This window comes from Serratia sp. CY71090 (genome assembly GCF_052166845.1).
GTDB classification, from domain to species: domain Bacteria; phylum Pseudomonadota; class Gammaproteobacteria; order Enterobacterales; family Enterobacteriaceae; genus Serratia; species Serratia nematodiphila.
On record NZ_JBJNOA010000017.1, the window covers coordinates 1 to 26438 of the forward strand.

The 26438-nt window shown below is 61.7% G+C and carries 27 protein-coding genes; 14 read left to right on the forward strand and 13 right to left on the reverse strand.

Annotated features, from left to right (window positions below; genetic code table 11):
• Window positions 1-282: 282 nt before the first annotated feature.
• Window positions 283-804: a GNAT family N-acetyltransferase gene (locus ACJ8OK_RS23315; RefSeq protein WP_060660756.1), complete on the forward strand. Its 522-nt coding sequence runs from the start codon at window positions 283-285 to the stop codon at window positions 802-804.
• Window positions 805-929: 125 nt separating this feature from the next.
• Complete coding sequence (gene ydfG, locus ACJ8OK_RS23320; protein WP_085336951.1) at window positions 930-1679, forward strand: bifunctional NADP-dependent 3-hydroxy acid dehydrogenase/3-hydroxypropionate dehydrogenase YdfG; 750 nt, start codon at window positions 930-932, stop codon at window positions 1677-1679.
• 36 nt (window positions 1680-1715) lie between these two features.
• Here ydfG and ACJ8OK_RS23325 read toward each other — a convergent pair whose 3' ends face one another.
• Complete coding sequence (locus ACJ8OK_RS23325; RefSeq protein ID WP_004938563.1) at window positions 1716-2042, reverse strand: YnfA family protein; 327 nt, start codon at window positions 2040-2042, stop codon at window positions 1716-1718.
• 148 nt (window positions 2043-2190) lie between these two features.
• Between ACJ8OK_RS23325 and ACJ8OK_RS23330 the strand changes: the two genes are divergently transcribed.
• Both ACJ8OK_RS23330 and ACJ8OK_RS23335 read left to right on the forward strand, forming a co-directional pair.
• Window positions 2191-2559 (forward strand): DUF1283 family protein, encoded by a 369-nt coding sequence (locus ACJ8OK_RS23330; protein WP_082997565.1) that lies wholly within the window; start codon window positions 2191-2193, stop codon window positions 2557-2559.
• Between the two features lie 89 nt (window positions 2560-2648).
• Window positions 2649-2948: a DUF1161 domain-containing protein gene (locus tag ACJ8OK_RS23335; RefSeq protein WP_004938557.1), complete on the forward strand. Its 300-nt coding sequence runs from the start codon at window positions 2649-2651 to the stop codon at window positions 2946-2948.
• 50 nt (window positions 2949-2998) lie between these two features.
• Here the strand turns inward: ACJ8OK_RS23335 and ACJ8OK_RS23340 are convergent, their stop codons facing one another.
• Window positions 2999-4486 (reverse strand): MDR family MFS transporter, encoded by a 1488-nt coding sequence (locus ACJ8OK_RS23340; protein ID WP_082997566.1) that lies wholly within the window; start codon window positions 4484-4486, stop codon window positions 2999-3001.
• Between the two features lie 509 nt (window positions 4487-4995).
• Between ACJ8OK_RS23340 and ACJ8OK_RS23345 the strand changes: the two genes are divergently transcribed.
• From ACJ8OK_RS23345 to clcB, 5 genes are all read left to right on the forward strand, one after another.
• Window positions 4996-5712 carry an ABC transporter permease gene (locus ACJ8OK_RS23345; protein WP_004938551.1) on the forward strand — a complete coding sequence of 239 codons (717 nt, stop codon included), beginning with the start codon at window positions 4996-4998 and terminating at the stop codon, window positions 5710-5712.
• A gap of 64 nt (window positions 5713-5776) precedes the next feature.
• Entirely contained in the window at window positions 5777-6634 is an 858-nt protein-coding gene (locus ACJ8OK_RS23350; protein ID WP_442531136.1) for a glycine betaine ABC transporter substrate-binding protein, read from the forward strand.
• An 8-nt stretch (window positions 6635-6642) separates the two neighbouring features.
• Window positions 6643-7293 (forward strand): osmoprotectant ABC transporter permease OsmW, encoded by a 651-nt coding sequence (gene osmW, locus ACJ8OK_RS23355; RefSeq protein ID WP_004938544.1) that lies wholly within the window; start codon window positions 6643-6645, stop codon window positions 7291-7293.
• Window positions 7290-8429, forward strand: coding sequence for an osmoprotectant ABC transporter ATP-binding protein OsmV (gene osmV / locus ACJ8OK_RS23360; protein ID WP_021505258.1), 1140 nt, complete (start codon window positions 7290-7292; stop codon window positions 8427-8429). Before osmW ends, osmV begins: the two co-directional genes overlap by 4 nt.
• Before the next feature lie 125 nt (window positions 8430-8554).
• Window positions 8555-9856, forward strand: coding sequence for a voltage-gated ClC-type chloride channel ClcB (clcB, locus tag ACJ8OK_RS23365; protein ID WP_033633138.1), 1302 nt, complete (start codon window positions 8555-8557; stop codon window positions 9854-9856).
• On the opposite strand, the gene ACJ8OK_RS23370 is transcribed toward clcB, so the two are convergent.
• The gene (locus ACJ8OK_RS23370) at window positions 9853-10245 is read right to left on the reverse strand and encodes a helix-turn-helix domain-containing protein (protein ID WP_033633139.1); all 393 of its coding nucleotides are present in this window, start codon (window positions 10243-10245) and stop codon (window positions 9853-9855) included. The two genes, clcB and ACJ8OK_RS23370, sit on opposite strands and share 4 nt — an antisense overlap.
• 70 nt (window positions 10246-10315) lie before the next feature.
• Between ACJ8OK_RS23370 and ACJ8OK_RS23375 the strand changes: the two genes are divergently transcribed.
• Window positions 10316-10810 (forward strand): DUF2938 domain-containing protein, encoded by a 495-nt coding sequence (locus ACJ8OK_RS23375; protein ID WP_442531122.1) that lies wholly within the window; start codon window positions 10316-10318, stop codon window positions 10808-10810.
• Between the two features lie 5 nt (window positions 10811-10815).
• On the opposite strand, the gene bioD is transcribed toward ACJ8OK_RS23375, so the two are convergent.
• The 3 genes from bioD to ACJ8OK_RS23390 form a co-directional block, all read right to left on the reverse strand.
• Window positions 10816-11484 carry a dethiobiotin synthase gene (bioD, locus tag ACJ8OK_RS23380; RefSeq protein WP_082997567.1) on the reverse strand — a complete coding sequence of 223 codons (669 nt, stop codon included), beginning with the start codon at window positions 11482-11484 and terminating at the stop codon, window positions 10816-10818.
• Between the two features lie 144 nt (window positions 11485-11628).
• A complete protein-coding gene (mlc, locus tag ACJ8OK_RS23385) occupies window positions 11629-12846 on the reverse strand; it encodes a sugar metabolism global transcriptional regulator Mlc (protein WP_004938526.1) in 1218 nt (405 codons plus the stop codon).
• Window positions 12847-13005: 159 nt separating this feature from the next.
• Window positions 13006-13896, reverse strand: a complete 891-nt coding sequence (locus tag ACJ8OK_RS23390; protein ID WP_004938523.1) for a LysR family transcriptional regulator — start codon at window positions 13894-13896, stop codon at window positions 13006-13008.
• 147 nt (window positions 13897-14043) lie between these two features.
• On the opposite strand from ACJ8OK_RS23390, the gene ACJ8OK_RS23395 reads away from it, so the two are divergent.
• A complete protein-coding gene (locus ACJ8OK_RS23395) occupies window positions 14044-15312 on the forward strand; it encodes an MFS transporter (protein ID WP_031300458.1) in 1269 nt (422 codons plus the stop codon).
• A gap of 51 nt (window positions 15313-15363) precedes the next feature.
• Here ACJ8OK_RS23395 and ACJ8OK_RS23400 read toward each other — a convergent pair whose 3' ends face one another.
• Window positions 15364-16650, reverse strand: a complete 1287-nt coding sequence (locus ACJ8OK_RS23400) for a glycoside hydrolase family 10 protein (RefSeq protein ID WP_033633141.1) — start codon at window positions 16648-16650, stop codon at window positions 15364-15366.
• A gap of 126 nt (window positions 16651-16776) precedes the next feature.
• Complete coding sequence (locus ACJ8OK_RS23405; protein WP_260953794.1) at window positions 16777-18573, reverse strand: glycoside hydrolase family 3 protein; 1797 nt, start codon at window positions 18571-18573, stop codon at window positions 16777-16779.
• A 332-nt stretch (window positions 18574-18905) separates the two neighbouring features.
• Between ACJ8OK_RS23405 and tus the strand changes: the two genes are divergently transcribed.
• Entirely contained in the window at window positions 18906-19844 is a 939-nt protein-coding gene (gene tus, locus ACJ8OK_RS23410) for a DNA replication terminus site-binding protein (RefSeq protein WP_033633145.1), read from the forward strand.
• Here the strand turns inward: tus and ACJ8OK_RS23415 are convergent.
• The 3 genes from ACJ8OK_RS23415 to ACJ8OK_RS23425 all read right to left on the reverse strand — a co-directional run bounded on the left by ACJ8OK_RS23415 (window position 19834) and on the right by ACJ8OK_RS23425 (window position 21877).
• Entirely contained in the window at window positions 19834-20202 is a 369-nt protein-coding gene (locus ACJ8OK_RS23415) for a VOC family protein (protein ID WP_004938508.1), read from the reverse strand. The genes tus and ACJ8OK_RS23415 overlap by 11 nt on opposite strands.
• A gap of 90 nt (window positions 20203-20292) precedes the next feature.
• Window positions 20293-20982: a helix-turn-helix transcriptional regulator gene (locus tag ACJ8OK_RS23420; protein WP_060559614.1), complete on the reverse strand. Its 690-nt coding sequence runs from the start codon at window positions 20980-20982 to the stop codon at window positions 20293-20295.
• Window position 20983: 1 nt separating this feature from the next.
• On the reverse strand, window positions 20984-21877 hold the full coding sequence (locus ACJ8OK_RS23425; RefSeq protein WP_033633149.1) for a LysR family transcriptional regulator: 894 nt from the start codon (window positions 21875-21877) through the stop codon (window positions 20984-20986).
• Window positions 21878-21980: 103 nt separating this feature from the next.
• Here ACJ8OK_RS23425 and ACJ8OK_RS23430 point away from each other — a divergent pair, with 103 nt between their 5' ends.
• On the forward strand, window positions 21981-22646 hold the full coding sequence (locus ACJ8OK_RS23430; RefSeq protein ID WP_048323296.1) for a peroxiredoxin-like family protein: 666 nt from the start codon (window positions 21981-21983) through the stop codon (window positions 22644-22646).
• A 41-nt stretch (window positions 22647-22687) separates the two neighbouring features.
• Here ACJ8OK_RS23430 and fumC read toward each other — a convergent pair whose 3' ends face one another.
• Together fumC and ACJ8OK_RS23440 are read right to left on the reverse strand one after the other, a co-directional pair.
• The gene (gene fumC, locus ACJ8OK_RS23435) at window positions 22688-24085 is read right to left on the reverse strand and encodes a class II fumarate hydratase (RefSeq protein WP_004938497.1); all 1398 of its coding nucleotides are present in this window, start codon (window positions 24083-24085) and stop codon (window positions 22688-22690) included.
• Between the two features lie 230 nt (window positions 24086-24315).
• A complete protein-coding gene (locus ACJ8OK_RS23440) occupies window positions 24316-24648 on the reverse strand; it encodes a hypothetical protein (protein ID WP_048323294.1) in 333 nt (110 codons plus the stop codon).
• Between the two features lie 478 nt (window positions 24649-25126).
• Here ACJ8OK_RS23440 and manA point away from each other — a divergent pair, with 478 nt between their 5' ends.
• A complete protein-coding gene (gene manA / locus ACJ8OK_RS23445) occupies window positions 25127-26305 on the forward strand; it encodes a mannose-6-phosphate isomerase (protein WP_049278376.1) in 1179 nt (392 codons plus the stop codon).
• Window positions 26306-26438: the final 133 nt, after the last annotated feature.

Consider the following 26438-nt stretch of genomic DNA (forward strand, 5'->3'; position numbering starts at 1 on the left):
CGGCAGGCGATCGGCATCGTGCCGCAGGATACGGTGCTGTTCAACGATACGTTGCGTTATAACATCGGTTACGGCAAAACCGGCTCCAGCGATGAAGAAATCGAGCGCCGCCCGCCGCTTTCCCCACCAACGTGACGACGTCACGAAATGCCGCGCCTGCACACCGCCGCAGCGGTGAAAAATAAGTCGCTTCTGCCGCCAATGCGCGTAGTATCGACGATCCGCCCCGATTTATTGCGCGGATTTTTTGCCGTTCTGGCCTGAAAAGCGAGGGAAAATAACATGAATCACAATGACCTTTCTCAGTGCCGCGTTGACACCGACCGTTTGTTGATTGCCCCCTTTACCGCAGCAGACGCCGACGATGTTTACCAGGCGATCACCCCCACTCTGACGCGCTTTATGACTTTTGAACCGGAAGCGTCGCCGGAAGACTTCGCCAACGTCTGGCAAAGCTGGCTGCCGCTGATGCGCGAAGGCGAAGAAGTGATCTTCGTCGCCCGCCGGCGCGAAGACCGGCAGTTCGTCGGCGTCGGCGGCGCGCACAACCTACGCAGCCCCACCCCGGAGCTGGGCATCTGGGTGAAAGAGAGCCTGCATGGCCAGGGCTACGGCCGCGAAATCGTACAGGGTATCGCGCGCTGGGCCAGCGAGCGCTTTCAGCCGCCGCACTTTCTCTACCCGGTGGCCGAGCAGAATACCGCCAGCCGCCGCCTCGTCGAGTCGCTGGGCGGCGTGCTGGCCGGCCGTTGCGAGCGCATCAAGTATGACGCCGTGGTGTATCACCTGCCGCCTCAGCGCTAGTCAGCATCGGGCCGCCGGCCCGGTGTCATCTTTTTTGCTTTCCGCCGTGATAACCCCTGCCACTGCCTGCGGGTTTGTGCTAATGATAGAGGCATGTAGGGTAAAAACAGTTGAGGAACAGCAACATGATTATTTTTGTTACCGGCGCCACCTCCGGTTTCGGCGAGGCGATCGCGCGCCGTTTTATCCGTGAAGGCCATCGGGTGATCGCCGCCGGGCGCCGCCTTGAGCGTCTTGAAGCGCTGCAGGAAGAACTCGGCCAAGCGCTGCACATCGTTCGGCTCGACGTGCGCAACCGCGCCGCCATTCAACAGGCGATCGAAGCACTGCCGGCCGAGCTGCGCCAGATCGACGTACTGGTGAACAACGCCGGGCTGGCGCTGGGGCTGGAGCCGGCGCACAAGGCCAACGCCGATGACTGGGAAACCATGATCGACACCAACGCCAAGGGGCTGGTGAACATGACGCGCGCGCTGTTGCCGGCCATGGTCGAGCGCAACGTCGGCCACGTGATCAACATCGGTTCCACCGCCGCCAACTGGCCTTACGCCGGCGGCAACGTGTACGGCGCCACCAAGGCGTTCGTCAAGCAGTTCAGCCTGGGCCTGCGCGCCGATCTGCACGGCACGCGCATCCGCGTGACCGATATCGAGCCGGGCCTGGTGGGCGGCACCGAGTTCTCCAACGTGCGCTTCAAGGGTGATGACGGCAAGGTCAACAAAACCTACGAAGGCGCCGATGCGCTGACGCCGGAAGACATCGCCGAGTCGGTGTTCTGGGTCGCGACGTTGCCGGCGCGCGTCAACATCAACACGCTGGAAATGATGCCGGTCAGCCAGTCCTTCGCCGGGCTGAACATCCACCGCGGCGCCTGAGCCGCGACGGCGGGAGGCGACTCCCGCCGCGTTTCCTCAGGCCGCGCGCCAGCCGGAAACGATAATCAGCATGCCCGCCAGCGCCACGCCGGCGCCGACCCAATCCAGCGCAGACAGCTTCACCCCGTCCACCACCCGCAGCCACAGCAGCGCCGTCGCCACATACACACCGCCGTAGGCCGCATAGACCCTCCCGCTGGCCGCCGGATGCAGCGTCAACAGCCAGACAAACAGCATCAGGCTTAATGCCGCCGGCAGCAGCAGCCAGGCGCTGCCCTGCTTCTTCAGCCATAGGTAAGGCAGGAAACAGCCGATAATTTCAGCCAGGGCGGTGGCGAAAAACAACAGCGTGGTTTTTAACATCGGTCGCAGTTTTCTCTCGGTAAAGTAAACGAATCGGCGCTTGGCTGGTGAATTCCAGGAGCGCGGTGGTATATTTATCACCACGCCTGCGGGCGAGGTAACGCCAGTGTCGCCATCATCAGGCGCACTCACTCATAAGGATGAAACGATGAAAACATTTTCGACCCAACGACTGCTGCGCGGGATGCTGCCGGTCGCCATGCTGGCCTTTATGGGCGCCTGGCAGGCGCCGGCGCTGGCCGCCACCTGCACGCAGGGCAGCACCTGCGTCACCGTCGATGGCAAAGGCAGCGGCGCGATGAGCACCGAAGAAGCGCGCCAAAGCAAAGAGCAGTGGAATGATACCAAATCCCTGCGCCACAAGATCAACACTCGCGTCGAGAAAGAGTTCGACAAGGCCGATCGCGCGGCGGATGACGAAGACCGCTGCAACGACAGCAACAACGTCAACGCGTACTGGGAACCGGACACCCGTAAATGTCTGGATCGCCAGACCGGGCGTCGGATTAATCCTTAATCCGCCTGCGGCGGGCGGGCAAGCGTGAAACCCGGCCGCCGTTGCTGCTATCCTGTTACAGGAAGTTCATTGTCTAAAAGGATGACGTGATGAAGAAAACGCTGATATTAACCGCTGTATTGCTGGCCGGCGCCCCATTGGCGGCTCTGGCCTCCTGTGAAAGCGTGAAAGCGGACATTTCGCAAAAAATCGTCAATAACGGCGTTCCGGAGTCCGGCTTCAAACTGGAGATCGTGCCTAACGATCAGGCCGATCAAGCGGGCGGCCAGGTGGTCGGCCACTGCGAAAACGACACCCAGAAGATCGTTTATACCCGCCTGAACAACGGCGACGATAGTGGTGACGCGGCGCAGACCGGCACCAGCCAGGACACCTCCAACGCGCAGTAAGCCGCATCGGCTACCCAGGGCGCGCAACAGCCGCGCCCTTTCCTTTTCCTTTACGTCTGCTCCGCCTCTTCCTCTTCGCCTTGCGGCCGACAACGCGCCGGGATCAGCATCGCCGCCGCCAGCGCCAGCAACGACACCAACGCCGATACCAGGAACACCCAATGCAGCGAAGCCGCCACCTGCTGGATAAGCTGCGCCAGCGCTTCGCTCCCCATGCTCTGCCGCACCGCCGGCTCCATCAGCCGCTGCACCGGATCGTCAATCTCCGGCAAACGCCACTGCAGGTTGAGGTTCAGCGTGGCGCCCAAAATCGCGGTGCCGATGGCCGAGCCCACCATGCGGGTAAACACCGTACAGGCGGTGGCAATGCCGCGAATGCTGTAATGCGCCGCGTTCTGCACCGACACTAAAAACGTCGTGTTGCACAATCCCATGCCGGCGCCGACCATAAACGCCGCCACCCGGCCCCACAGCAGACCGCCGTTCGGCTGCAGCATCAGCAGGATCAGGCCGCCCGCCACCAACAGCAGTGCGCCCAGCAACGCCGTGGCGCGATACGAAGTCATCAGCATCAAACGGCCGCTCAGCGTGCTGGCCAGCGGCCAGCCGATCGACATCAAGGCCAGCGTGGTGCCCGCCTCCAGCGGTGAGCCGCCCATCACGCCCTGAATGAAGGTGGGCAGAAAGGCGCTGATGCCCATCATCGCCGCGCCGATCACCAGCCCGCCGATGTTGCCGGCGACGATCACCCGGCTTTGCCACAGCGCCAGCGGGAACAGCGGCTCGACCGCGCGCCGCTCCTGACGGATCAGCAGCGCCAGCGACGCCGCCGCCAGCGCCAGCAACGGCGCCACCCACCATCCGAGACTTTCCATCTGCAACAGCGCCAGCAGCAGCGCCGAAACGAACAGCGTCAGCCAGGCGGTGCCCGCCAGATCCAGCGCGTGCCGCCGCAGTTGCTGATGCGCCGGCAGATAGCGCCAGAGGAAGAACATCGCCAACAGGCCGATCGGCAGGTTGACCCAGAACACCAGCGCCCACGGCAGGTGTTGCACGATAAACGCGCCCAGCAGCGGGCCGATGATCGCCGATACGCCCCACACGCTCGACAGGTAGCCCATCACCTTCGGCCGCTCGGTGGCGCTGTAGATGTCGCCGATGATGGTGGACGCGATCGGCATGATGGCGCCGGCGCCCAATCCCTGCAATAAGCGGAAGCCGATCAGCCAATACATGTCGGGGGCGTAGCCGCACAGCACCGATCCCAGCAGGAACAGCGTCGCGCCGAAGAAAAACACCCGCTTGCGGCCGTAGAGATCCGCCAGCCGGCCGTAGATGGGAATGGTGATCGCCTGCGCCAGCAAATAGACCGCGAACACCCAGCCCAGCAGCGAGAAGCCGCCGAGATCGCCGATGATGGTCGGCATGGCGGTGGCGACGATGGTGGCTTCGATCGCCGACATGAACATCGCCAGCATGCAGGCGATCAGGATCAGCGGGCGGTGGGCAATGGGTGCGGGTGAAACGTTATTTGTCATGGCGTTATGCAGGTTTCCTGGCGTTTTTATTTTCCCTGAGTATATCAGCAAGCGCCTGTGCCAAGTCTATCCGCCCTCACATCCTGCCTTTGCCGGCGGCGAATCGCACCATTTGGACTAACTGTTACGGCGTAACGTTTTGCCGTGGATTTTTTTCATTTTACCCGCATCCCAGCGCTGACGCGGGCTGCGGCGCCAATACGGGCAAACTCAATCAGCTGATTTTGTTCATAAAACTTGGCACGGTCAACGACAGGGTGCTATACCTTCCCTAGCCGGCGCCTTTGGGCTTCGTGCTTTCTTGGGTTTAAATATCAGTATCTTATGCTGATTTACTCACGTATTGAGCCTACGTTCAGCACGCTGTGCCGAACGCACCCTTCGCTCAATGTCGCTAACCTCATGCGAAACGCCCGTTTTGTACCGCCACGCCCGCCGGGCCGTGGGTAACAATCAGAGCGGAATGCGCCGTCTCGTCGGCCGCTCCGCGCAACGGAGGACGCAACATCATGCACAAGTCAGCGCCATACCGGCGCCTGCTCCTCGGGAGCCTGCTGTTTATCGCCGTCATCGCGCTGCTGGTTTACGGCATCGGTTGGGAAACCCTCAAGTCGCGCCGGGAAGATTTGATTTACCTCGGTCAGCAGCACATGTTCCTGGTGGTGTGTTCGATGCTGCTGTCGCTGCTGGTCGGCATTCCCAGCGGTATCCTGCTGAGCCGCCCTTTCGCCCGCCGCTGGGCGGAGCACGTGATGCAGATCTTTAACGTCGGCAACACCCTGCCGCCGCTGGCAGTGTTGGCATTGGCGATGGTGATCATCGGCATCGGCGACCGGCCGGCGGTGGTGGCGTTGTTCCTCGCCTCGCTGCTGCCTATCGTGCGCAATACCTATGCCGGCCTGCGTTCGGTGCCGCCGGCGCTGGTCGAGGCCGCCAACGGTATTGGCATGACCGCCGGACAGCGGCTGCGCCAGGTCGAACTGCCTAACGCCCTGCCGGTGATCTTCGCCGGGGTGCGCATCGCGATGGCGATTAACGTCGGCACCGCGCCGCTGGCGTTTTTGATCGGCGCCAGCAGCTATGGCGAGCTGATCTTCCCCGGCATCTACCTGAACGACTTCCCGACGCTGATCCTCGGCGCCGCCGCCACCGCGCTGATCGCCCTGCTGCTCGATCTGGCGCTGGCCGGTCTCGGCCGCCGGCTCAGCCCGCACACCGCATCCTGATGGGAGAAACGCGATGACTCGATGGTTACAACGACTCCGCCACGCGCTGCTGTTCTCCTTGCTGATGACCGGCGCGGCCGCCTGGGCCGCCCCGCTGACGCTGGCGAGCAAGAACTTTACCGAACAGCGCATTCTGTCGGCGATCACCGTGCAATACCTGCGGGCCAAAGGTTTTCAGGTCGAACCCAAAACCAATCTGGCTACGGTGATCACCCGCAACGCGATGATCAACAAGCAGATCGACATGACCTGGGAATACACCGGCACCTCGCTGATCATCTTTAACCACATCAATAAGCGCATGTCGCCGCAGGAAACCTACGAAACGGTGAAAAAGCTCGATGCCAAACTCGGCCTGGTGTGGCTGCAGCCGGCGGACATGAACAACACCTACGCCTTCGCCATGCAGCGCCGGCGAGCGGAAAAAGAGCAGATCCGCACGATGTCGCAACTGGTGGCCAAAGTGGAACAGGTGCGTAAAACCGACCCGAAACACAACTGGCTGCTGGGGCTGGATCTGGAGTTCGCCGGCCGCTCGGACGGCCTGAAGCCGATGCAGGCGCTGTACGACATGCCGCTGGATCGCCCGCAAATCCGCCAGATGGATCCCGGCCTGGTCTACAACGCCATCCGCGATGGCTTCGTCGACGCCGGGCTGGTGTACACCACCGACGGCCGGGTGAAAGGCTTCGATCTGCATGTGCTGGAAGACGACAAAGGCTATTTCCCGAGCTATGCGGTCACGCCGGTGGTGCGCGCCGACGTGTTGCAAAACACGCCGGGGCTGGAAGCGGCGCTGAACACGCTGTCGAAACAGTTCAACAATCAGGTGATCACCGAGCTTAACGCCAAGGTGGATATCGACTACCAGACGCCGCAACAGGTCGCCGACGCGTTCCTCAAGCAGCGCGGCCTGATTTAGGAGGCATGATGAATACCTTACTTTACGCCTGGCAAAACTGGGCCTATATCGCCGGATTGACGCTGGAACACCTGCTGCTGGTCGGCATCGCCGTCGGCCTGGCGATCCTGATCGGCGTGCCGCTCGGCGTGCTGATCGTCCGCCACAAATGGCTGGCGACGCCGGTGCTGAGCCTGGCCACGCTGGTGCTGACCGTGCCCTCCATCGCCCTGTTCGGGCTGATGATCCCGCTGTTTTCCTTAATCGGCCACGGCATCGGCTACGTGCCGGCGATCACCGCGGTGTTCCTCTATTCGCTGCTGCCGATCGTGCGCAACACCCACACCGCGCTCGACAACCTGCCCGGCGGGCTGCGCGAAGCCGGCCGCGGCATCGGCATGACGTTCTGGCAACGCCTGCGCTGGGTGGAGATCCCGGTAGCGCTGCCGGTCATTTTCGGCGGCATTCGCACCGCCGTGGTGATGAATATCGGCGTGATGGCGATCGCCGCGGTGATCGGCGCCGGCGGCCTCGGCCTGCTGCTGCTCAACGGCATCAGCAGCAGCGACATCCGCCAGTTGATTACCGGCGCCGTGATGATCAGCCTGCTGGCGATCGTCCTCGATTGGTTATTGCACCGCTTGCAAATTGCGCTCACGCCCAAGGGGATCCGCTCATGATTAAATTGGAAAATCTGACCAAACAGTTCATGCAAAAGAACGGCACGCCGTTCAACGCCGTCGACAACATCAATCTGGACGTGCCGGAAGGCGAAATTTGCGTGCTGCTCGGCCCATCCGGCTGCGGCAAAACCACCACGCTGAAGATGATCAACCGCTTGATCGAACCCACCGGCGGCACCATTCTGATCAACGGCGAAGACACCAGCGCGCTGGATACCGTCAGCCTGCGCCGCAAAATCGGCTACGTCATCCAGCAGATCGGTCTGTTCCCCAACATGACCATCGAGGAGAACATCACCGTGGTGCCGCGCATGCTGGGCTGGGACAAAAAACGCTGCCACGATCGCGCCGAGGAGCTGATGAGCATGGTGGCGCTGGATCCCAAGCGCTTTTTGCACCGCTACCCGAAAGAGATGTCCGGCGGGCAGCAGCAGCGCATCGGCGTGATCCGCGCGCTGGCGGCCGATCCGCCGGTGCTGCTGATGGATGAACCCTTCGGCGCGGTGGATCCGATCAACCGCGAAACCATCCAAAACGAGTTTCTCGACATGCAGCGTCAGCTGAAGAAGACCGTGATGCTGGTCAGCCACGACATCGACGAAGCGCTGAAGCTCGGCGATCGCATCGCGGTGTTCCGCCAGGGCAAGATCGTGCAGAACGCCAGCGCCGATGAGCTGCTGGCGCGCCCGGCGAACGACTTCGTCGCCTCCTTTGTCGGCCAGGATCGCACGCTGAAGCGCCTGCTGCTGGTGCAGGCCGGCGACGTGGCAGACCAACAAGAGACGGTGACGGTGCGCCGGGAAACGCCGCTGACAGAGGCATTCGGGTTGATGGACGATATCGACGCCCGTTCGGTGACGGTAGTGGACGCCGACGGCAAACCGCTGGGTTACGTCAAACGCCGCGAGGCGCGCGGTGCGCCGGGGGTATGCGCCGACAGCCTGCACCGCTTTCGCGTCACCGCCCGCGCGGAAGAGAACCTGCGCGTGGTGCTGTCGAAGCTGTATGAGCACAATACGTCCTGGATGCCGATCGTCGATGAAGACGGCCGCTACAGCGGCGAAATCTCGCAGGATTATATCGCCGACTACCTCAGCTCCGGCCGCACGCGCCGGGTGCTGACGCCGCAATAACCTCCGCCGGGGCGCCGACCGCCCCGCCCATGCCGCAGTTTGATAAAGATTCACTGGTCATCGGCCGGAGCGCCAAGCACAATGCGCTGATGACCCTTTGATTTTTCTCACGACGCCGCCCACGCATGAAAAGATTGGTCCACCTGCACCACTATCGCGCCCTGCTGCGCAGCCTGTTTATCGCCGTGTTCATCGGCGTCGCCGCCGCCCTGGCGGTGTGGCTGTTCCACCGTTCGATGATTGGCCTTGAGTGGCTGTTGCTCGGCAATGCCGACGGCAGTCTGGTGGCCGCCGCCGCCGCGCTGCCCGGCTGGCGGCGCGCCCTGACGCCTGCGTTGGGCGGGCTGGCGGCGGGCCTGCTGCTGTATGTTCACCAGCGCTACCGCCACCAGCGCCCGGCGGCGCCCACCGACTATATGGAAGCGATCGAGACCGGCAACGGCAAGCTGGATACCGGCGCCAGCCTGGTGAAGTGTCTGGCGTCGCTGCTGGTGGTGTCGAGCGGCAGCGCCATCGGCCGTGAAGGCGCGATGATCCTGCTGGCGGCGCTGGTGGGCTCGCTGTTTGCCCAGCGCTTTACGCACGAGAAAGAATGGAAACTGTGGGTGGCCTGCGCCGCCGCAGCCGGGATGGCCAGCGCCTACCATGCGCCGCTGGCGGGCAGCCTGTTTATCGCCGAGATCCTGTTCGGCACCCTGATGCTGGCCTCGCTCGGCCCGGTGGTGATCGCCGCGGTCAGCGCCCTGCTGATGACCAACCTGCTCAACGGCGGCCAGGCGCCGCTCTACCTGGTGACGCCGCTCGCCGCCCCTTTGCCGACGCAATACCTGCTGATGGCGCTGGTCGGCGTGGTGGCCGGCGCCGGCGGGCCGCTGTTTTTATGGTTGATGACCGCCACCGGCCGCGCGTTCCGATCGCTGCGCCTGAAGCCGCCGCTGCAGCTGGCGCTGGGCGGCCTGATCGTCGGGCTGCTTTCGCTGTTGTTCCCGCAGGTATGGGGCAATGGCTACAGCGTGGTGCAGGCGCTGCTGATCGCGCCGCCGGGGGTATTGCTGCTGGGGGCGATCCTGGTATGCAAGCTGCTGGCGATCCTCGCCAGCAGCGGGTCGGGCGCGCCCGGCGGGGTCTTCACCCCGACGCTGTTCGTCGGCGCCGCGCTCGGTTCGATGATAGGCCAGCTGTTTGGCCTGTGGCCGGGCATGGATGCGGCGGTGCCGCTGCTGCTGGCGCTGACCGGCATGGCCACCCTGCTGGCCGCCACCACCCATGCGCCGATCATGGCGGCGCTGATGGTGTTTGAAATGACCGGCGAATACGCGCTGCTGCCCGGCATTCTGCTGGCCTGCGTGATCGCCACCACCGTGTCGCGCGGCCTGCGGCCGGTATCGGTCTACCACACCGCGCCGCCGCCCAAACGCGAGGCTTAAAACTCGCCCTGCTGCAGCAACTTCCTGAACTGCGGGCACTGCAGGTGCTCCGGTTCAGGGCAATCGACCATGTGCTGCAAACCGGCGCGCACCTGCCCCAGACGCCGCAGGGTGCGATCCAGTTCTTCAATCCGCGCCGCCAGCAGCCTGCGATCGAGGGCGATGCGCCCCCGCTCGTCAAACAGCGAGGCGATCTCATCCAGCGTAAACCCCGCCAGCCGCCCGAGGGCGATCAGCTTCAGTTGATCCAGCACGCCGGCGGCGTATTGGCGACGTAAACCGTTGCGGCCTATCGAGGCGATTAGCCCTTTTTTCTCGTAATGCCGCAGCGCCGAGGGCGCGATGCCGCTCAAACGCGCCACCTCGCCAATATCCAGTTCTTTTCCCATTGACTTGAAGTCGACTTTAAGTTGCACACTGTGCGCACATTACACCATGAGTGACTTTAAGGGCACGAAAATGACGACAGAAATTTTACTGATGATTATGCTGACCGGGGTGGGCGCCACGCTGTGCACCGATCTGTGGGCCATCCTGCAAAAGCGCGTGCTGGGCATCCCGCCCCTTAACTACGCGCTGGTCGGCCGCTGGTTTATCGGCCTTTTCGACGGCCGGTTTTATCACGCACCGATCATGGCGGCGCCGGTGCGGCGGGGAGAAAAAGCGATGGGATGGCTGCTGCACTACGCGATCGGCGTCGCCTTCGCCTTTATCCCGCTCGGCCTGGCGGGCATCGCGTGGTACGCCGCGCCGACGCCGCTCGTCGCGCTGTTGAGCGGCTGGCTGAGCCTGGCGGCGCCCTTCTTCGTGATGCAGCCGGCGTTGGGCTTTGGCGTGGCGGCGGCGAACACCCCCAATCCGACGCGTAGCCGCATCATCAGCCTGCTGGTGCATACGGTGTACGGCCTGGGGCTGTTTGTCTCCGCCCGTTTGTTGGCCCCTTTGCTGGCCTGAGCGCGCTAGCGCAGCAGCGTGGAGATGTCGAGATAGTGCGCCAGTTCGCGCTGCTCCGCGCGCGGCAGATACGGAATTTCACCCAGCAGCGGCGCGGAAATGCGCTGCTGCAGCGCCGCGATGGTTTCGGCATAGTGCGCCAACCCCGGGTTGATGCGGTTGGCGACCCAGCCCAGCAACGGCAGGCCGTCGTTGATAATCGACTGTGCCGTCAGCAACGCGTGGCTGACGCAGCCCAGCTTGATGCCCACCACCAACACCACCGGCAGCTGTTCCTGCACCACCCACTCGGCGTAAGGCCGCAGATCGTTCATCAACACCCGCCAACCGCCGCTGCCTTCCACCACCACCGTATCGGCTTTGGCCGAAAGATCCCGCAGACCGGTGCTCATCACGCCATAGTTGATGTCCTCGGTCGCATGCGCGTGAAACACCTCATCCAGGCAGGTGATGGGATTGATCTCCTCGTAGGACAGCGGCAGGGTTGAAGATGCCTGCAATACCAAAGCGTCTTTATTGCGGATGCCCTCGCTGGTTTCCTGGCAGCGCGCGGCGATCGGCTTGTAGCCGGCCACCGAACGGCCTTCGGCGGCCAGCGCCTGCATCAACCCGCGGGAAACCACGGTTTTACCGACGTCGGTATCCGTGCCTGTCACAAATAAACGCTTCAACATGAATAAAATGCCCCAGAATGCCCCGTTAACAATGTATCGCCGCACCGGCGGCGAAGAAGTCTTTCGGAAAAATTCTAGGGGATGCTGCCGCGTAGGGGCTTGAGGTAGCTCAATCTTTTGCGGGATTAATAAGAGGTTCTGATGTTAGCCTTGCAGCAGCTGCACCAACAATGAACCATTATACAGCGCCTCTTTCACCAGCGCCGCGCCGGGCATGGTGCCCTGATTGAAGAACTGCGTGGATTCGACCTTGACCTGCTCGCTGTAGGCCGGCAGCGCCTGTTGGCGAATGCAGGAGGCGATGGCCGGGTGCAAGATCTCCGCCGCGCGGTTGAGCGGCGAGCCCACCAGGATCTTCTCGGGATTGAACAGGTTGACCATGATAGCCAGAATGCGCCCCACGCTGTGGCCGACACCGAGAATGATGTCTCGCGCCAGTTGATCGCCCGCCAGCGCGGCGTCGCACAGCGATTCGACGGTCAGCGGCGCACCGTGCAGGCTGGAACTCATCGAGCCGCTCAGCCGCTGCTGGGCGATCTCCAGCATGTTCTCAATGCTGGCCACGGTTTCGAGACAGCCGTGGTTGCCGCAGTAGCAGCGTTTGCCGTAGGGATCGACCTGGGTGTGGCCGATCTCCACCACGCTGTGGCTGCCGGCGTGCAACACATGGCCGCCGGTGATCACCCCGGCGCCGACGTTGTGGTCGATCACCACCTGAATCACGTTCTGGCTGCCGCGCGAGGCGCCGTACAGCGCCTCGGCCATGGTCCAGGCGCTGATGTCGTGCTGCAGGTAAACCGGCAGACCGGTGCGGGTTTCCAGCGCCGGGCCGAGCGGCATCTCCAGCACGTCGTAAAACGGCATGCGGTGCACCACGCCGGACTGGACGTCGATCATGCCCGGCAGCGTAATAGCGATCGCCGTCAGCCGTTCCAGCTTGCTTTGGTGGCGGATAAAGAATTGATCGACTTCGGTCAGGATGCGCTTCAGCAACGGTTCGGGATGTTCGGCCGCCAGCGGCAGCTGCTCCTCCACCACCAGCTTGCTGCTGAGATCGCGCAGCGCCAGCGTGATGCTGCCGCGGCTGATGCGGGCGGACAGGTAGTGCCAGGCTTCGGTGTCCAACACCAGCCCCACCGCCGGGCGCCCCCGGCTGCCGATCTCCTGGTACTCGGTTTCCTTGACCAGATGGGCTTCCAGCAGTTCGCGCACGATCTTGGTGATGCTGGCGGGCGCCAGCTGCGCGCGTTTTGACAGTTCGATGCGCGAAATCGGACCCAGTTGATCGATTAGCCGATAAACCGCCCCCGCATTGGTCTGTTTGATTTGATCGATATGCCCAGGCTGCCCAACCGCAATCACAAACCGGCTCCTACTATTTTTCGCGCTTCTAAATAAAGACTAGGGGTTATGGTGGGGCTTTTGTCATACAGCGTCAACTATTTGATTCGTTATGTGATTTGCTGCACAAATTCCTCGCAATTTCAGCGTGAATTGATTTTTATTTGCCCAAGCTCAACGTCATTTCAGCATCAACGCCATCAGCGACTGCGCCGCCGCGGTCAACGGCCGCCGGCGGTGGTGCACCAGCCACACTTCGGTGGTGGCGTCCGGCTCCGCCAGCGGCAAATAGCGCACGCCGTCCACCCGCACCCGGGCGAAAGACGCCGGCAGAATCGAGACTCCCAACCCGGCGGAGACCAGCCCGATGATAGTCATCGCTTCCCCCACTTCCTGGGTGATATACGGGGTGATGCCGGCCTTGCCGAGCAGCAGCAGAATTTCGTCGTACAGCGCGGTGCCCACTTCGCGCGAGAAGAACACGAACGGCTCCCGCGCCAAATGTTGAAACCGCAGCGCGCCGCCGGGCGTTTCCGCCAGCGGATGCCCTTCCGGCACCACCGCCACCAGCGGTTCACGCAGCAGCAGCTGATAGTGCAGCGCCTCCGGCAGCCGCGTATTGCGCATCACCCCCAGATCCAGCTCACCGTTCAGCAGCGGTTCGATCTGCTGTTTGGTGTTGATTTCGCGCATCTTGATGTGCACCTGCGGGGACTGCTGGCGAAAGGCGCGCAGGCTGCGCGCCACCACGCCGATAAAGGGCGCGGAGGAGGTAAACCCGATGGTCATTTCCCCCAGTTCACCGCGATCCAGACGCGCCGCCTTTTCCGCCGCGCGCCCGACCTGATCGAGCACCTGATAGGCTTCTTTAAGAAACATCTCCCCGGCCTGGGTCAAACTGACGTTGCGGTTGTTGCGCGCCAGCAGCCGCGCGCCGACCATCTCTTCCAGCGCCTGAATTTGCTGGCTGAGCGGCGGCTGGGAGATGCGCAACCGCTCGGCGGCGCGGCCAAAATGCAGCTCTTCGGCCACGGCGATAAAGTAACGCAGGTGTCTCAATTCGATATTCATATTTAAAAAGTCTTAATTGTAATTATTAATATATTAGACAAAAAATTCGCCGCTCCCTATCATTTTGTTATCTGCAAAATGTCTGTTTATCTCCCCGAAGTTCGGTAAGGAAACGCTGTGACAACCCCTGTGCGTTCTGCGGCCGTGATGCCGTCGACGCTGGCCGCCAACGATGACGCGGCCGCTGCGCCTAAAGTAAAACGCTCCACCCTCAACAACAAACTCCCCTATATCGAACGCGGCACGCCGCAGTTTATGCGCGTTACGCTGGCGCTGTTTTCCGCCGGGTTGGCGACCTTCGCGCTGCTCTACTGCGTGCAGCCGATCCTGCCGGTGCTGTCGCAAGACTTCGGCGTCTCGCCGGCGGAAAGCAGCCTGTCGCTTTCGGTCTCTACCGGCCTGCTGGCGATCGGCCTGATGTTTACCGGGCCGTTGTCCGACGCCATCGGCCGCAAGTCGGTGATGGTGGTGGCGCTGCTGCTGGCGGCGGTTTGCACGCTGATTTGCGCCTTTATGACCAGCTGGCACGGCATTTTACTGATGCGCGCATTGATCGGCCTGTCGCTGAGCGGCGTCGCAGCGGTCGGCATGACCTACCTCAGCGAAGAGATCCACCCAAGCTTCGTCGCCTTCTCGATGGGGCTGTATATCAGCGGCAACTCGATCGGCGGCATGAGCGGCCGCCTGGTGACCGGGGTGTTGACCGACTTCTTCTCCTGGCGCGTATCGCTTGGCGTCATCGGCCTGTTCGCCCTCGCCGCCGCCTGCATGTTTTGGCGCATCCTGCCCGCTTCGCGGCATTTTCGCGCCAGCTCGCTGCGCCCGCGCACCCTGCTGATCAACTTTAAACTGCATTGGCACGATAAAGGGTTGCCGCTGCTGTTCGCGGAAGGTTTCCTGCTGATGGGCAGTTTCGTCACCCTGTTCAACTACATCGGTTATCGCCTGCTGGCGGATCCTTATCACCTGAGCCAGGCGATCGTCGGCCTGCTGTCGGTGGTGTACCTCACCGGCTCCTACAGTTCGCCCAAGGCCGGTGCGCTCACCTCACGCTTCGGGCGCGGCCCGGTGCTGCTGGCGTCGATCGTGATTATGCTGATCGGGATCCTGATTACCGCGCTGCCGCAGGTGCCGGCGATCTTTATCGGCATGATGCTGTTCACCGCCGGTTTTTTCGCCGCCCACTCGGTGGCCAGCAGCTGGATCGGCCGCCGTGCGCGCCGCGCCAAAGGCCAGGCGTCGTCGCTGTATCTGTTCTGCTATTACGTCGGCTCCAGCGTGGCCGGCACCCTGGGCGGCGTGTTCTGGCACAGCTTCGGCTGGAATGGCGTGGCGGCGTTTATCAGCCTGATGCTATTGCTGGCGCTGCTGGTGGTGCATTACCTGAAACGGCTGCCGGAAGCGGCGCGCCTGTGAATGGAAAAAGCCGCGGAGGTTAGCCGCGGCTCGTCATGCCAGAGCCCGTGATTATTGACCGGGTTTCCAGCGAGTTTGCAGGTACTCCACCGCCTTGTCCGTTTGCGGCTCGGTCAGATAACGTTGCCGGAACAGGATGGTTCCCCCCATCCCCGGCAGGCTCTCGTTGAGATCCAACTGCCTTTTCAGCTCGGGGACGCCGCCGTCGACGGTCCAGGCCGGCTCGCTGGCCGATGGCGTGCCCACTTTATACAGCGCCACCCCGGCATAGAGCCGAACCGGCGTGTCTTTCACCACCTCGGCCCACCAGTTGGCCAGCACGTCGTAGCGAACAATTTCACGATCGAAAGGCCAGTACAGCTGCGGCGCGATATAGTCGAGCAGCCCCAGTTTGACCCACTGGCGCGTATCGGCATAGGCCGTATCGTACGACGGCGCGCCGGCTCGCGTCGCCGAGCCGGCAGGATCGTCCGCTTTGTTTCGCCATACGCCCGCCGGGCTGACGCCAAACGCGACCGCGGGCTTCAGTGCTTTGACGGTGGCGGAAACCTGTTTTATCAATTGCAGCGTGTTGTCTCTTCGCCAGTCGGCCTTGTCTGCAAACCCTTTGCCGTATGCGCGATACGTCTTTTCATCATCCAGCGGCGATTGCGGCGTTTCGTAATAGAAATAATCGTCAAACTGAATGCCGTCGACATCGTAGTTTTTGACGACTTCAGCCACCACGCCGGTGATCCAGTTGCGCACCTCGGGCAGGCCGGGGTCGAGCACGAAGCGATCGCTGGCGGTGCGTATCCAGTCGGGATGCAGCGCATAGACGCTGGCCGGCGGCGACTGCAGCGTATGATTGAGTGCATCAATCGTTTGCTGTCGGGTATTCATGGAAACCCGATAAGGGTTCAGCCAGGCATGCACTTTGATGCCGCGTCGGTGCGCTTCTGTCAGCATAAAGGCCAGCGGATCATAACCCGGATCCTGGCCCACGGTGCCGGTCAATACCTCCGACCAGGGCAAGATGTCAGAACGCCACAGGGCCGTGCCGTCCGGTTTAACCTGAAAATACACCGTGTTAATCCCGGTTTTCACCATGTCGTCCAGCGCGTCCGTCAGCCCCTGCTGCTGCAGACGCACCCGCTCTTGCGTGGATTCCGCTTTCAGCGAGGCCGCCGGCGGCCAGTCCAAGCCAATGACCGTAGCCAGCCAGATGCCCCGCATCGGCGTTGCCGGCGGTACAGGCTGCGGAGGCTTTTCCGGCTCAGGGGGTTTGGCGCATCCGCTCACGCCCAGCATGGCGGCCATCAACAGCCATCCGCCTAGTTTTGTTGCGCCTGTCGGCATAAATGTTCTCCTTCCGTGAGTGACGGTTATCCCATCTCGCGGCGTGCGGAGCAAGAAACCGCCCGCTTTATCAACGCCATCCAGCGACCGGCGCCGCCCTTTCTGGCGACGCCTCTCCTTATCCCATCACCAGCTCAGCCCCGTCCCGCGAGGGAACGCCACCTTGCCGGTATTGGTTTGCTCATCGTAGTCATGCCAGGTATTAACCGGCAGTTTTCCGTGCGGTTTGATTTTCCCCGTCAGCACCTGCGCCAGCGATATCATCGAAGGGCCACGCCATACGCCGCTGTCATACCCGTAGTAAGAATAGGTGGCGACAGCCGCATCCACGTCTGCGGCATAGTTCACGATATCGTAAGGCGCGCGCAATGAGAGGTGAACGCGTTTTTTCCCCTGCTCGGCGGCGTATTTCAGCCAGCCCGGGTAAGGGCTGCTGTCATTACCCGATCCGGTGGCGGCGGTCACGACGCCATCCTGCTCGGCAGGCGTAAAGCGGGTTGAGAGGGTTCCAAGCAAGAACACGTCGCAGCCGGCAATATGTTCCCTGACCTGGGCGTCGCTCAGTTCCGTTTCCTTCGCGGCCACAACGTTCTGATAGCCCTCCTGCGCCATCACGTTCGCAATGCCTTTGGCCTGCTCGCCCCACGGAGTCAGAATAAAGTAGCGCAGCGCTTTGTCCTTTAACGGCAGCAGGCATTGACGGTTGATAACCACGGTAATGGAACGATCGGCAATCCGTTTCTCCAGCTGATGCGCGGAGGACGATACGTCGTGGGAACAGGGTTTATCGCTATGGCCCATCAGGTGATGGCGCAATTTGAGGCGCAAAATGCGCTCGACAGAGGCATCAATATCGGCCTCGCTGAGATGCCCGGTTTTCACCCGCTGCGCAATGTAGCGGATAAGCTCGGGCAGCAGGCTCGCCTGCGCCGGCGAAGCGATGCTGACAGGCATCAGAGCAATATCCACCCCGGCGGTAAAGACGTTTTCAGCCGCCGCTTGCTGGCTGAAATGCTCGGCAATCGCGCCCATATCCAGCGCATCTGAAATCGTTACGCCGGCATAACCCAGCTCATTGCGCAGGATCTGGGTCTGGATTTCGCGCGACATGGTGGCCGGCACCGTGATTTTTTCACCGTTGCGGGTGTCGATCTGGCTGTTATCCAGTGCAGGGTACTGAATATGCGCAGTCATGACCATGTCCGGCGCCGCGCAGCGATCGATGGCCTGTTTATAAGCGGCGATATCAATGGCAAAAGCTTCTTCCCGCGTACGATCGACGCGCGGCAAACCGGTATGCGAGTCGGTGGAGGTGCTGCCATGGCCGGGGAAGTGTTTGTACGCGGTGATCAGCCCCTGCTGTTTCATGCCCGCCACCATTTTCTCGGCCAGGCGGGAAACGGCGCTCTTATCATCGCTGAAGGCGCGAACGTTAATCACCGGGTTGAACGGGTTGGTGTTGACGTCCACGACCGGGGCAAAGTTGGTATTGATATGCAACGCGCGCATATCCTGGGCCATCAGTTTGCCCTGTTCAACGGCGAGCTGTTTATCCGCACCGCCCTCGATCGCCGCCGCCAGCGCCATATTGCCGGGGAATGAGGCGTAGTCGCCGCGCGGCAGCCGGAAAACGTTACCGCCTTCGTTATCCGTACCAATAAACAAACGAACGCCCGCGTGGGTTTTCAGCGCGGCATACCAGGCCGTCAACGTTTTGATCTGCTGCTTGTCTTTCAGATTATTGGCAAACAGGATCACCCCACCGATGTGGTTATCGGTGATCAGCTTGCCAATGGCTGCATCGGGAACGGTCATATCCTGATTGCTGCTACCGTTCTGATCCCAGTAGCGAAAATCCAGCATGATTTTTTGCCCGATCTTCTCTTCCAGCGTCATGTTTTTGACTTTCTGTTTAATATCCACAGTAAACCTCCGTTTAAAGCACCCGTTAATGACAGAAGAAAAGATAACCCGAGGGGCTCATAGCGTCCTGCCATTCTGTTTGTTCCAGCAATTGGACAACGGCAAACGGAAAATGGATTAAACAGAAGACAAACGAACAGGAGAAAATCCATCAATGAATCAAAACACTATGTATAGCGGGTGTATTGTGTGCCCTGCTGCCAAAAGCCGTTATGGCGTATTTCCTGCTGGTAAGCCGGGTGGCCAGTGAAGCCGCTCCCTCTTCGTTTGCCGATGTTGCCCCCAGTCGGTCACTCTTCTATAGTATGTTGTAACTAATATGGGAGTGTGCGATGAGCAGATACGATGTGATTGGCCGAATGAACGCCTGCTTTGCCGAGCTGGAGCAGGCGCTCGGCGCATTGCAGCAGCAGATCGCCCCGCTGCGGTTGCTGGCGGCGCGGGTGTTCAGCCTGCCGGAGGTTGAAAAAGGCCAGGAACATCAGGCCATTTCGCATATCGCGGTCGAGCAGCATGTGGGGCAAGCGGCGCGCGATCTGGCGCTGGAGCATTATCAACGGTTGTTCATCCACCATAACCGGGAGAATGTCAGCAGCAAGGCCGCCGTGCGCCTGCCCGGCGTCATCTGTCTGGCAGTGGAGCAACCGGAATATCAGACGTTGCAAATGCAGCTGGCGCTGATCAACCGCCTGAAGGGTGAACTGGAACAGATTATCACCGTCGATTCCGGCCTGGCGCCGGAGCAGCGTTTCGAGTTCGTGCACACCCATCTGCACGGGCTGATTACCCTCAGCGCCTATCGCACCCTCACCGCCCTGACCAATCCCGACTCGGTGCGCTTCGGCTGGGCCAACAAGCACATCATCAAAAACGTCAAGCGGGACGACATTCTGGCGCAGCTGGAGAAAAGCCTGAAAGCCGGCCGCGCGGTGCCGCCGCACAGCCGTGAACAGTGGGCCGCCCTGGTCAGCCGCGAAATAGACGACGTCAGCCGGCTGCCGCAGCAGGCGACGCTGAAGATCAAACGGCCGGTAAAAGTGCAGCCGATCGCCCGGGTGTGGTATCAGCAGCAGCAAAAACAGGTGCAGCACCCCTGCCCGCTGCCGCTGATCGCCCTGTGTCAGGTTGAAAGCGGCGCCGCGGTGCCGAAGATCGGCGAACTGCTCAACTACGACGCCGAGGCGGTGAAACACCGTTACAAACCCGACGCCAGGCCGCTGCGGCTGCTGGTGCCGCGTCTGCACCTGTACACCGACGACGCTACTCGCTGAGAGCATACACCCGCAGGCGATGGCCGTCCGGATCTCGCGCCACGAAGGTGTAACCGAACTCCATCTCGGTCGGCGTTTGCTCGATAGTCAGCCCAAGCTCACGCCACTGGTTATAGCGCGCCTCCACCTCTTGCGGATCCTGGCATAAAAAGCCCAGTTCACCGCCGCCGCCGGTCAGCGTGGCGGCGGGTTTTACCCCCTGTTTGGCCCACATCCCCAGCTTGAAGCCGTTGTTGAGCACGAACAGGGCAAAGCCGGGTGAAAGCTCCACCGGCGCCTGCCCCAGCAGGCGTTGATAAAAGGCGGCGCTGTTGAGCGGGTTGTCGACATAAAGCAGGGTCATGCTGGGAAGAGTCATTGGTCTGTCCTTTGGGTGATGGGAACCGGCCGGTTCCCGATAGGCACAGACTAAGGCGCGCGACTGACAGTTTATGGCAGCAGCGTGCCGCTATTGCTCCGCAATGCCCTCGCTGAGGCGCCACTCTTGCAGCAGCCGCCGCCGGCCACGCGGATAGCGCTGTTCAAACGGCGTAGCGGCCTGAATGCGATCGAGACGAAAATGGCGAAAGGCCTGACGCAGCTCGCACCAGGCGACCAACATCTGAAACTGATCGAAAAAACCCAGCGCAAAGGGCCACAGCAGGCGTTCGCTGCGCTGCCCCGCCAGATCGAGGTAGTCGATATGCAGTTTGCGCTCGCAGCGGATGGTGTCTCGGATCAGCACCCGCATCTCATCCGCCACCGGCGGCGCCTGAACCGGCGCGATAAGCAGCGTATTGGCCTCCAGCTCCTCCCGCAGCGCCGGCGGCAACACCGCGGCGATCTTGGCCAGTGCCTGACCCGCCGCGCTCGCCAGTTGGCTGTCGCCGCGGCGGCTGACCCAGCGCATCCCCAGCACCAGCGCTTCTGTCTCCGCCGGCGAGAACATCAGCGGCGGCAGCGTAAAGCCGGGGCGCAGCACATAGCCGACGCCCGCCTCACCGGCGATTTCCGCCCCCTGCTGCTGCAGCGTGGCGATATCGCGGTACAGGGTGCGCATGCTGATGCCCAGCGTCTGCGCCAGCGCATGACCCGCCACCGGATAACGGTGGTTGCGCAGCAGCTGCATCAAATCGAGTAAACGTTGTGCGCGCGACATATCACGGCTCCCTGCATAGCGCGGTTTGGACAAAATCGGCAAAGGCCCGCGCCTTGGCCGAAACGAAATGGCCGCCGGGGAACACCGCCCACAGCGCCAGCGGCGGCAGTTGCCAGTCCGCTAATACCGCGATCGCCGCCCCGCTTTGCAGCTCGCTGCGAAACAGGCCTTCGCTGGCGACGGTGGCGCCAAAGCCCGCCAGCACCAGCTCGCGTACGCACTCCGCCGCGTTAACCCGCATGCGCCCCGGCAGCCGCAGCGCGCGCTGTTCCCCTTCGCGGCTGAAGCGCCACAGTTCACAGCCGCCGCCACGGCGATGGTAAATCACCATCTCGTGCTGCAACAGATCTTCCGGCCGCTGCGGCATACCGGCAGCGGCAAAATAGCCGGGCGTGCCGATCACGCATTGCTTTACCTCACCCAGCTTGCGGGCGGTAAAACCGGAATCCTCCAACTCGCCAACACACAGGGCAATATCGATGCCTTCTTCAATCAGCGACAGATTGCCGTCATCCAGCAGCAGATCAACATGCAACCGTGGATTGGCGCGCATAAACGCCGTCAAATCAGGCAAGGGAACGATGCGGGCGAACACCGCCGCCGAAGCGACCCGCAACCGGCCGCTCAGGGTCTCGCCAGCGCTCTGCACCAGCGCTTCCGTCTCCGCCAGCTCGTTCAGGATGCGCCGGGTGCGTTGATACAGCTGCTGTCCCGCATCCGTCGGCTGCAGGCCGTGGGTCGAGCGCAGCATCAGGCGCGTGCCGAGCTGCTGTTCCAGCCGCGCCACCGCTTTTGAGACCGCCGGCTGCCCCACGTGCAGCCGCCGCGCCGCCGCGGTAAAGGAGCCGCTCTCGTAAACGCAGGCATAGGTTTCGTAATCGGCAAATTTACCCATGACATTCCTTACTGGAATAACGGTTAGCATTTATTGCAGTCTACACGCGCTATTTCGGAATGGGCAAGATGAGCGCTCCCCCTCATTCCTGTCAGGAGAACGCATGACACTGCAAGACAAACTCGATGCCTTCAAAGCGGCATTCGAAGCCGACCAACTGCCGTTCAAACTCGCGGCGCAAGATCACGCGCTGATGCGTGAGGCGATCCAGGCGCAGATCGCGTCGGGCATGGCCGAACGCGCCCTGAAGGTCGGCGACGCCGCGCCCGGCTTTACTCTGTCGGACAGCGAAAACCGACCATGCTCTTCCACGGCGCTGTTGGCAAAAGGGCCGCTGGTCGTCAGTTTCTATCGCGGGATCTGGTGCCCTTACTGTACGCTCGATCTGCAGGCGCTGCAGGCCGCACTCCCCGCCATCACGCAGTACGGCGCGCAGCTGTTGGCCGTTTCGCCGCAGAGCGCGGTGCATAACCGCAAGGCCGCGCGCGATCACGATCTCACCTTCCCGTTGCTCAGCGATACAGGCAACCGTCTGGCGGCCCAGTTCGGCCTGCGTTACCGCCTGCCGGACACGCTGATCGCCCTGTATCAACAGCGGCTCGGCCTCGATCTGGCGCAGTTCAACCAGGATGACAGCTGGACGCTGCCGCTGCCGGCGCGATTCGTCATCGCCCGCGATGGCCGTATTGTCTACGCCGAAGCGCACGCCGATTACACCCAGCGGCCGGAGCCGCAGGCGCTGTTATCGGTGCTAGAGATGTTGGCTTGAAAAGACGGGGCGCAACCGCGCCCCATTTAGGCATGACGTCATTATTTCTGCATGCTGCCGACCATCGCTTCCGGCCGCACCCACTCGTCGAACTGCGCTTCGGTCAGGTAGCCGAGCTTCAGCGCCGCGGCTTTCAGCGTCAGCCCTTCCTTGTGCGCTTTCTTGGCGATTTCCGCCGCCTTGTCATAACCGATATGGGTATTGAGCGCCGTCACCAGCATCAGCGATTCGTTCAGCAATTGGGAGATGCGATCGCGGTTCGGTTCAATTCCCACCGCGCAGTGCTCGTTAAAGCCCTGCATGCCGTCGGCCAGCAGGCGAATCGACTGCAGGTAGTTGTGGATCACCATCGGGCGGAACACGTTCAACTCGAAGTTGCCGGAAGCGCCGCCAATGTTCACCGCCACGTCGTTACCCAGCACCTGAGCGCACAGCATGGTCATCGCTTCGCACTGGGTCGGGTTGACCTTGCCCGGCATGATGGAGCTGCCCGGCTCGTTCTCCGGGATCGAAATCTCACCAATGCCGCAGCGCGGGCCGGACGCCAGCCAACGCACGTCGTTGGCGATCTTCATCAGCGAAGCCGCCAGCCCTTTCAGCGCGCCATGCCCTTGCACCAGCGCATCGCAGGTCGCCAGCGCTTCGAACTTGTTCGGCGCCGTGACGAACGGCTGATGGGTCAATTCCGCCAGCGCTTTAGCGACGCGCACCGCGTACTCCGGATGGGTGTTCAGGCCGGTGCCGACCGCCGTGCCGCCCAGCGCCAGCTCGGCAATGTGCGGAATACTGTCCTCGATGTGTTTCAGATTGTGCGCCAGCATCGCCGCCCAACCGGATATCTCCTGCCCCAGGGTCAGCGGCGTGGCGTCCTGCAGATGGGTGCGGCCGATTTTGACGATGTCGCGGTAGGCTTCGGCCTTGTCGCTCAGCGTCTTGTGCAACACTTTCAGCTCGGGGATCAGGTGTTCGCGCAGCGCAATCACCGCCGCCACGTGCATCGCGGTGGGAAACACATCGTTGGAGCTCTGGCTTTTATTGACGTCGTCGTTCGGGTGCACCTTGCGCTCTTCACCGCGCACGCCGCCCAGCAGCTCGCTGGCGCGGTTGGCCAACACTTCGTTCATGTTCATGTTGGTCTGGGTGCCGGAGCCGGTTTGCCAGATTGACAACGGGAACTGGTCGGCATGGCTGTCCGCCAGCACTTCGTCGGCGGCGTTGATGATGGCGGCGCCCCGTTCGGCCGGCAGCAGCCCCAGATCCACGTTGACCTGCGCGGCGGCGCGCTTGGTCAACGCCAGCGCGTGGATCAGCGCGGTCGGCATTTTTTCGGAGGAAATACGGAAATGCGCCAACGAACGCTGGGTTTGCGCGCCCCACAGCTTGTCGGCCGGTACTTCGATGGGGCCCATAGAGTCTTTTTCGATACGAACGCCTGCCATCACGATCTCCTTAGCATAATTCCTAAAATTGTAGGGTTAGGCCGACGCGCTACCCCCCGCCGGCATGCACTCCCAGTATAGTGACATAATAACTATTCGCATTAAGAGAGTTATCTCACAGCACGTTTCATCTCTTTTACCCATTAACGACGCGGTTATTTTCCGCCGGTTAACCCGCGGTGAAATAAACGGCCGGGAATGAGCCTGGAGAATAAAAATCTGGATAACCATTAACGCGGATGACGCGCATTAAAATTATTGATGCGCTGCGCCTGTAAATGATTGAGTTCATCGATCCGTTGCTGCTGCAGATGATTGATCTCGTTGTAGGCGTCCTGCCGTTCATGATGCCGATATGCCCCGGTCGCCGCCGCACCGGCGGTGAGTGCCAGCGGATGCGCCACAGGCGCGATCGCGGCGGGAACCGCGACCGGGGCGGGTGTGACGACGATCGGCGCCGGCGCGATCACCACGGCGCGCGGCGCCACGTAGGGATAGGCGACAATCACCGCCGCCTGTGCTGCGCCGGTGCAAAACCCCAACAGCAACAACAGTGTTTTCATGCAACAGACCTCTTGTTTCGTTAAATCGACGTGTTAGCCGTTACGGTAAATGGGTCTGACGCCCAGGTTTAAGCTCAGCGTGTGATAGCCCGGTGCAACGCGAGAATAATAATAAGGGAATGGCTCAGACGGTAAAAAATAAATTCAGCCGACATAGTTTGACATGCTGAAAAAATAAATAATGACGTAGAATGACCAGGCTAACGGCAATAATCCCCGTTGGGCCAAATAATAATCGATCGGCGGGTTTTCCGGGCCGCCTTGAGACCTGCGCGCCAATTGAGACCCCGATCGTTATCACGTTATACTTTGGCCCCATTGCCGGGCGCGACGTTATCCGGCGTTTTTTTGATCGCGCCCATGATTTTTCCTGCCGACGCGGGCGTAGGATAGCTGTCGGCACAGATTTAGTTAACCGTATAAAATTAGTAAGTTATTGTCATCCAGTGCGACAATGACGTTAAGGACGTTTATCGACATGCAAAAAATGACCAACGCGGTACAGAATTACGCCTGGGGCAGCCACGATGCGCTGACCCGTCTTTACGGCATCGCCAACCCGGATAATCAGCCGATGGCCGAACTGTGGATGGGCGCCCATCCCAAAAGCCCTTCCCGCGTGCCGGGCGCCGACGGCGAACTGCGTTCGCTGCGCTTTCTTATCGATGAAGACCAGCCAAAGCAGTTGGGCGCCAACGTCGCCAGCCGTTTTGGCGAGCTGCCGTTCCTGTTTAAAGTGCTCTGCGCCGATCAGCCGCTGTCGATCCAGGTTCACCCAAGTAAAGCGGCGGCCGAGGTCGGCTTCGCGAAAGAGAATGCCGCCGGCATCCCGCTGAGCGCCGCCGAACGCAACTATAAAGATCCCAACCACAAACCCGAGCTGGTGTTCGCCCTGACGCCGTTCCTGGCGATGAACGGCTTCCGCGAACTGGCCGATATCGTTTCCCTGTTGCAACCGATCGCGGGCGCGCACCACGACATCGCCGCCTTCCTGCAACAGCCGGACACCGCGCACCTCGCGACCCTGTTCGCCAGCCTGTTGACGATGAGTGGCGAACAAAAAGCGCTGGCGCTCGGCGTGCTGAAAGCCGCGCTCAACAACCAGCAGGGGGAACCCTGGGATACCGTGCGCTTTATCGCCGGCTTCTATCCGGACGACAGCGGTCTGTTCTCACCGCTGCTGCTGAACGTGGTGCAGCTCGCGCCGGGCGAGGCGATGTTCCTGTATGCCGAAACGCCGCACGCCTACCTGAAAGGCGTAGCGCTGGAGGTGATGGCCAACTCGGATAACGTGCTGCGCGCGGGCCTGACGCCGAAATTCATCGACGTGCCCGAGCTGCTGGCCAACCTGCAGTTCCGCCCGCAACCGGCTTCCGGCCTGCTGACCCAACCGGAGCAACGCGGCAACGAGCTGTTCTTCCCGATCCCGGTGGAGGATTTCGCCTTCTCACTGCACGATTTGACCGCCGCACCACAGGCGCTGGCACAGCGAAGCGCCGCCATCGTGTTCTGCGTCGCCGGCGAAGCGACGCTGGAGAAATCCGGGCAACGCCTGACGCTCAAACCGGGCGAATCCTGCTTTATCGGGGCGTTCGAATCCCCGGTCAACGTCAGCGGCAGCGGCCGCATCGCCCGTGTTTATAACCAGCTGGCCTAACCGTTGATAAATTTCAGCAAATTGCTTGCTGAAAGCGAGAGCTACCCCCACAATTAAACGCCTGCGGGCGTTTTTTATCGGCCCCTATTTGCCCCTCCCATGCAACGGAGGGTGATAAGAAAAAAGGATGAAA

What these genes read in the sequence shown, in the direction of transcription:
- ACJ8OK_RS23315 (WP_060660756.1), top strand. Translation starts at nt 283, where the DNA reads ATGAATCACAATGACCTTTCTCAGTGCCGCGTTGACACCGACCGTTTG.
- ydfG (WP_085336951.1), top strand. Translation starts at nt 930, where the DNA reads ATGATTATTTTTGTTACCGGCGCCACCTCCGGTTTCGGCGAGGCGATC.
- ACJ8OK_RS23325 (WP_004938563.1), bottom strand. Translation starts at nt 2,042, where the DNA reads ATGTTAAAAACCACGCTGTTGTTTTTCGCCACCGCCCTGGCTGAAATT.
- ACJ8OK_RS23330 (WP_082997565.1), top strand. Translation starts at nt 2,191, where the DNA reads ATGAAAACATTTTCGACCCAACGACTGCTGCGCGGGATGCTGCCGGTC.
- ACJ8OK_RS23335 (WP_004938557.1), top strand. Translation starts at nt 2,649, where the DNA reads ATGAAGAAAACGCTGATATTAACCGCTGTATTGCTGGCCGGCGCCCCA.
- ACJ8OK_RS23340 (WP_082997566.1), bottom strand. Translation starts at nt 4,486, where the DNA reads ATGACAAATAACGTTTCACCCGCACCCATTGCCCACCGCCCGCTGATC.
- ACJ8OK_RS23345 (WP_004938551.1), top strand. Translation starts at nt 4,996, where the DNA reads ATGCACAAGTCAGCGCCATACCGGCGCCTGCTCCTCGGGAGCCTGCTG.
- ACJ8OK_RS23350 (WP_442531136.1), top strand. Translation starts at nt 5,777, where the DNA reads ATGACCGGCGCGGCCGCCTGGGCCGCCCCGCTGACGCTGGCGAGCAAG.
- osmW (WP_004938544.1), top strand. Translation starts at nt 6,643, where the DNA reads ATGAATACCTTACTTTACGCCTGGCAAAACTGGGCCTATATCGCCGGA.
- osmV (WP_021505258.1), top strand. Translation starts at nt 7,290, where the DNA reads ATGATTAAATTGGAAAATCTGACCAAACAGTTCATGCAAAAGAACGGC.
- clcB (WP_033633138.1), top strand. Translation starts at nt 8,555, where the DNA reads ATGAAAAGATTGGTCCACCTGCACCACTATCGCGCCCTGCTGCGCAGC.
- ACJ8OK_RS23370 (WP_033633139.1), bottom strand. Translation starts at nt 10,245, where the DNA reads ATGGGAAAAGAACTGGATATTGGCGAGGTGGCGCGTTTGAGCGGCATC.
- ACJ8OK_RS23375 (WP_442531122.1), top strand. Translation starts at nt 10,316, where the DNA reads ATGACGACAGAAATTTTACTGATGATTATGCTGACCGGGGTGGGCGCC.
- bioD (WP_082997567.1), bottom strand. Translation starts at nt 11,484, where the DNA reads ATGTTGAAGCGTTTATTTGTGACAGGCACGGATACCGACGTCGGTAAA.
- ACJ8OK_RS23390 (WP_004938523.1), bottom strand. Translation starts at nt 13,896, where the DNA reads ATGAATATCGAATTGAGACACCTGCGTTACTTTATCGCCGTGGCCGAA.
- ACJ8OK_RS23395 (WP_031300458.1), top strand. Translation starts at nt 14,044, where the DNA reads ATGCCGTCGACGCTGGCCGCCAACGATGACGCGGCCGCTGCGCCTAAA.
- ACJ8OK_RS23400 (WP_033633141.1), bottom strand. Translation starts at nt 16,650, where the DNA reads ATGCCGACAGGCGCAACAAAACTAGGCGGATGGCTGTTGATGGCCGCC.
- tus (WP_033633145.1), top strand. Translation starts at nt 18,906, where the DNA reads ATGAGCAGATACGATGTGATTGGCCGAATGAACGCCTGCTTTGCCGAG.
- ACJ8OK_RS23415 (WP_004938508.1), bottom strand. Translation starts at nt 20,202, where the DNA reads ATGACTCTTCCCAGCATGACCCTGCTTTATGTCGACAACCCGCTCAAC.
- ACJ8OK_RS23420 (WP_060559614.1), bottom strand. Translation starts at nt 20,982, where the DNA reads ATGTCGCGCGCACAACGTTTACTCGATTTGATGCAGCTGCTGCGCAAC.
- ACJ8OK_RS23425 (WP_033633149.1), bottom strand. Translation starts at nt 21,877, where the DNA reads ATGGGTAAATTTGCCGATTACGAAACCTATGCCTGCGTTTACGAGAGC.
- ACJ8OK_RS23430 (WP_048323296.1), top strand. Translation starts at nt 21,981, where the DNA reads ATGACACTGCAAGACAAACTCGATGCCTTCAAAGCGGCATTCGAAGCC.
- fumC (WP_004938497.1), bottom strand. Translation starts at nt 24,085, where the DNA reads ATGGCAGGCGTTCGTATCGAAAAAGACTCTATGGGCCCCATCGAAGTA.
- ACJ8OK_RS23440 (WP_048323294.1), bottom strand. Translation starts at nt 24,648, where the DNA reads ATGAAAACACTGTTGTTGCTGTTGGGGTTTTGCACCGGCGCAGCACAG.
- manA (WP_049278376.1), top strand. Translation starts at nt 25,127, where the DNA reads ATGCAAAAAATGACCAACGCGGTACAGAATTACGCCTGGGGCAGCCAC.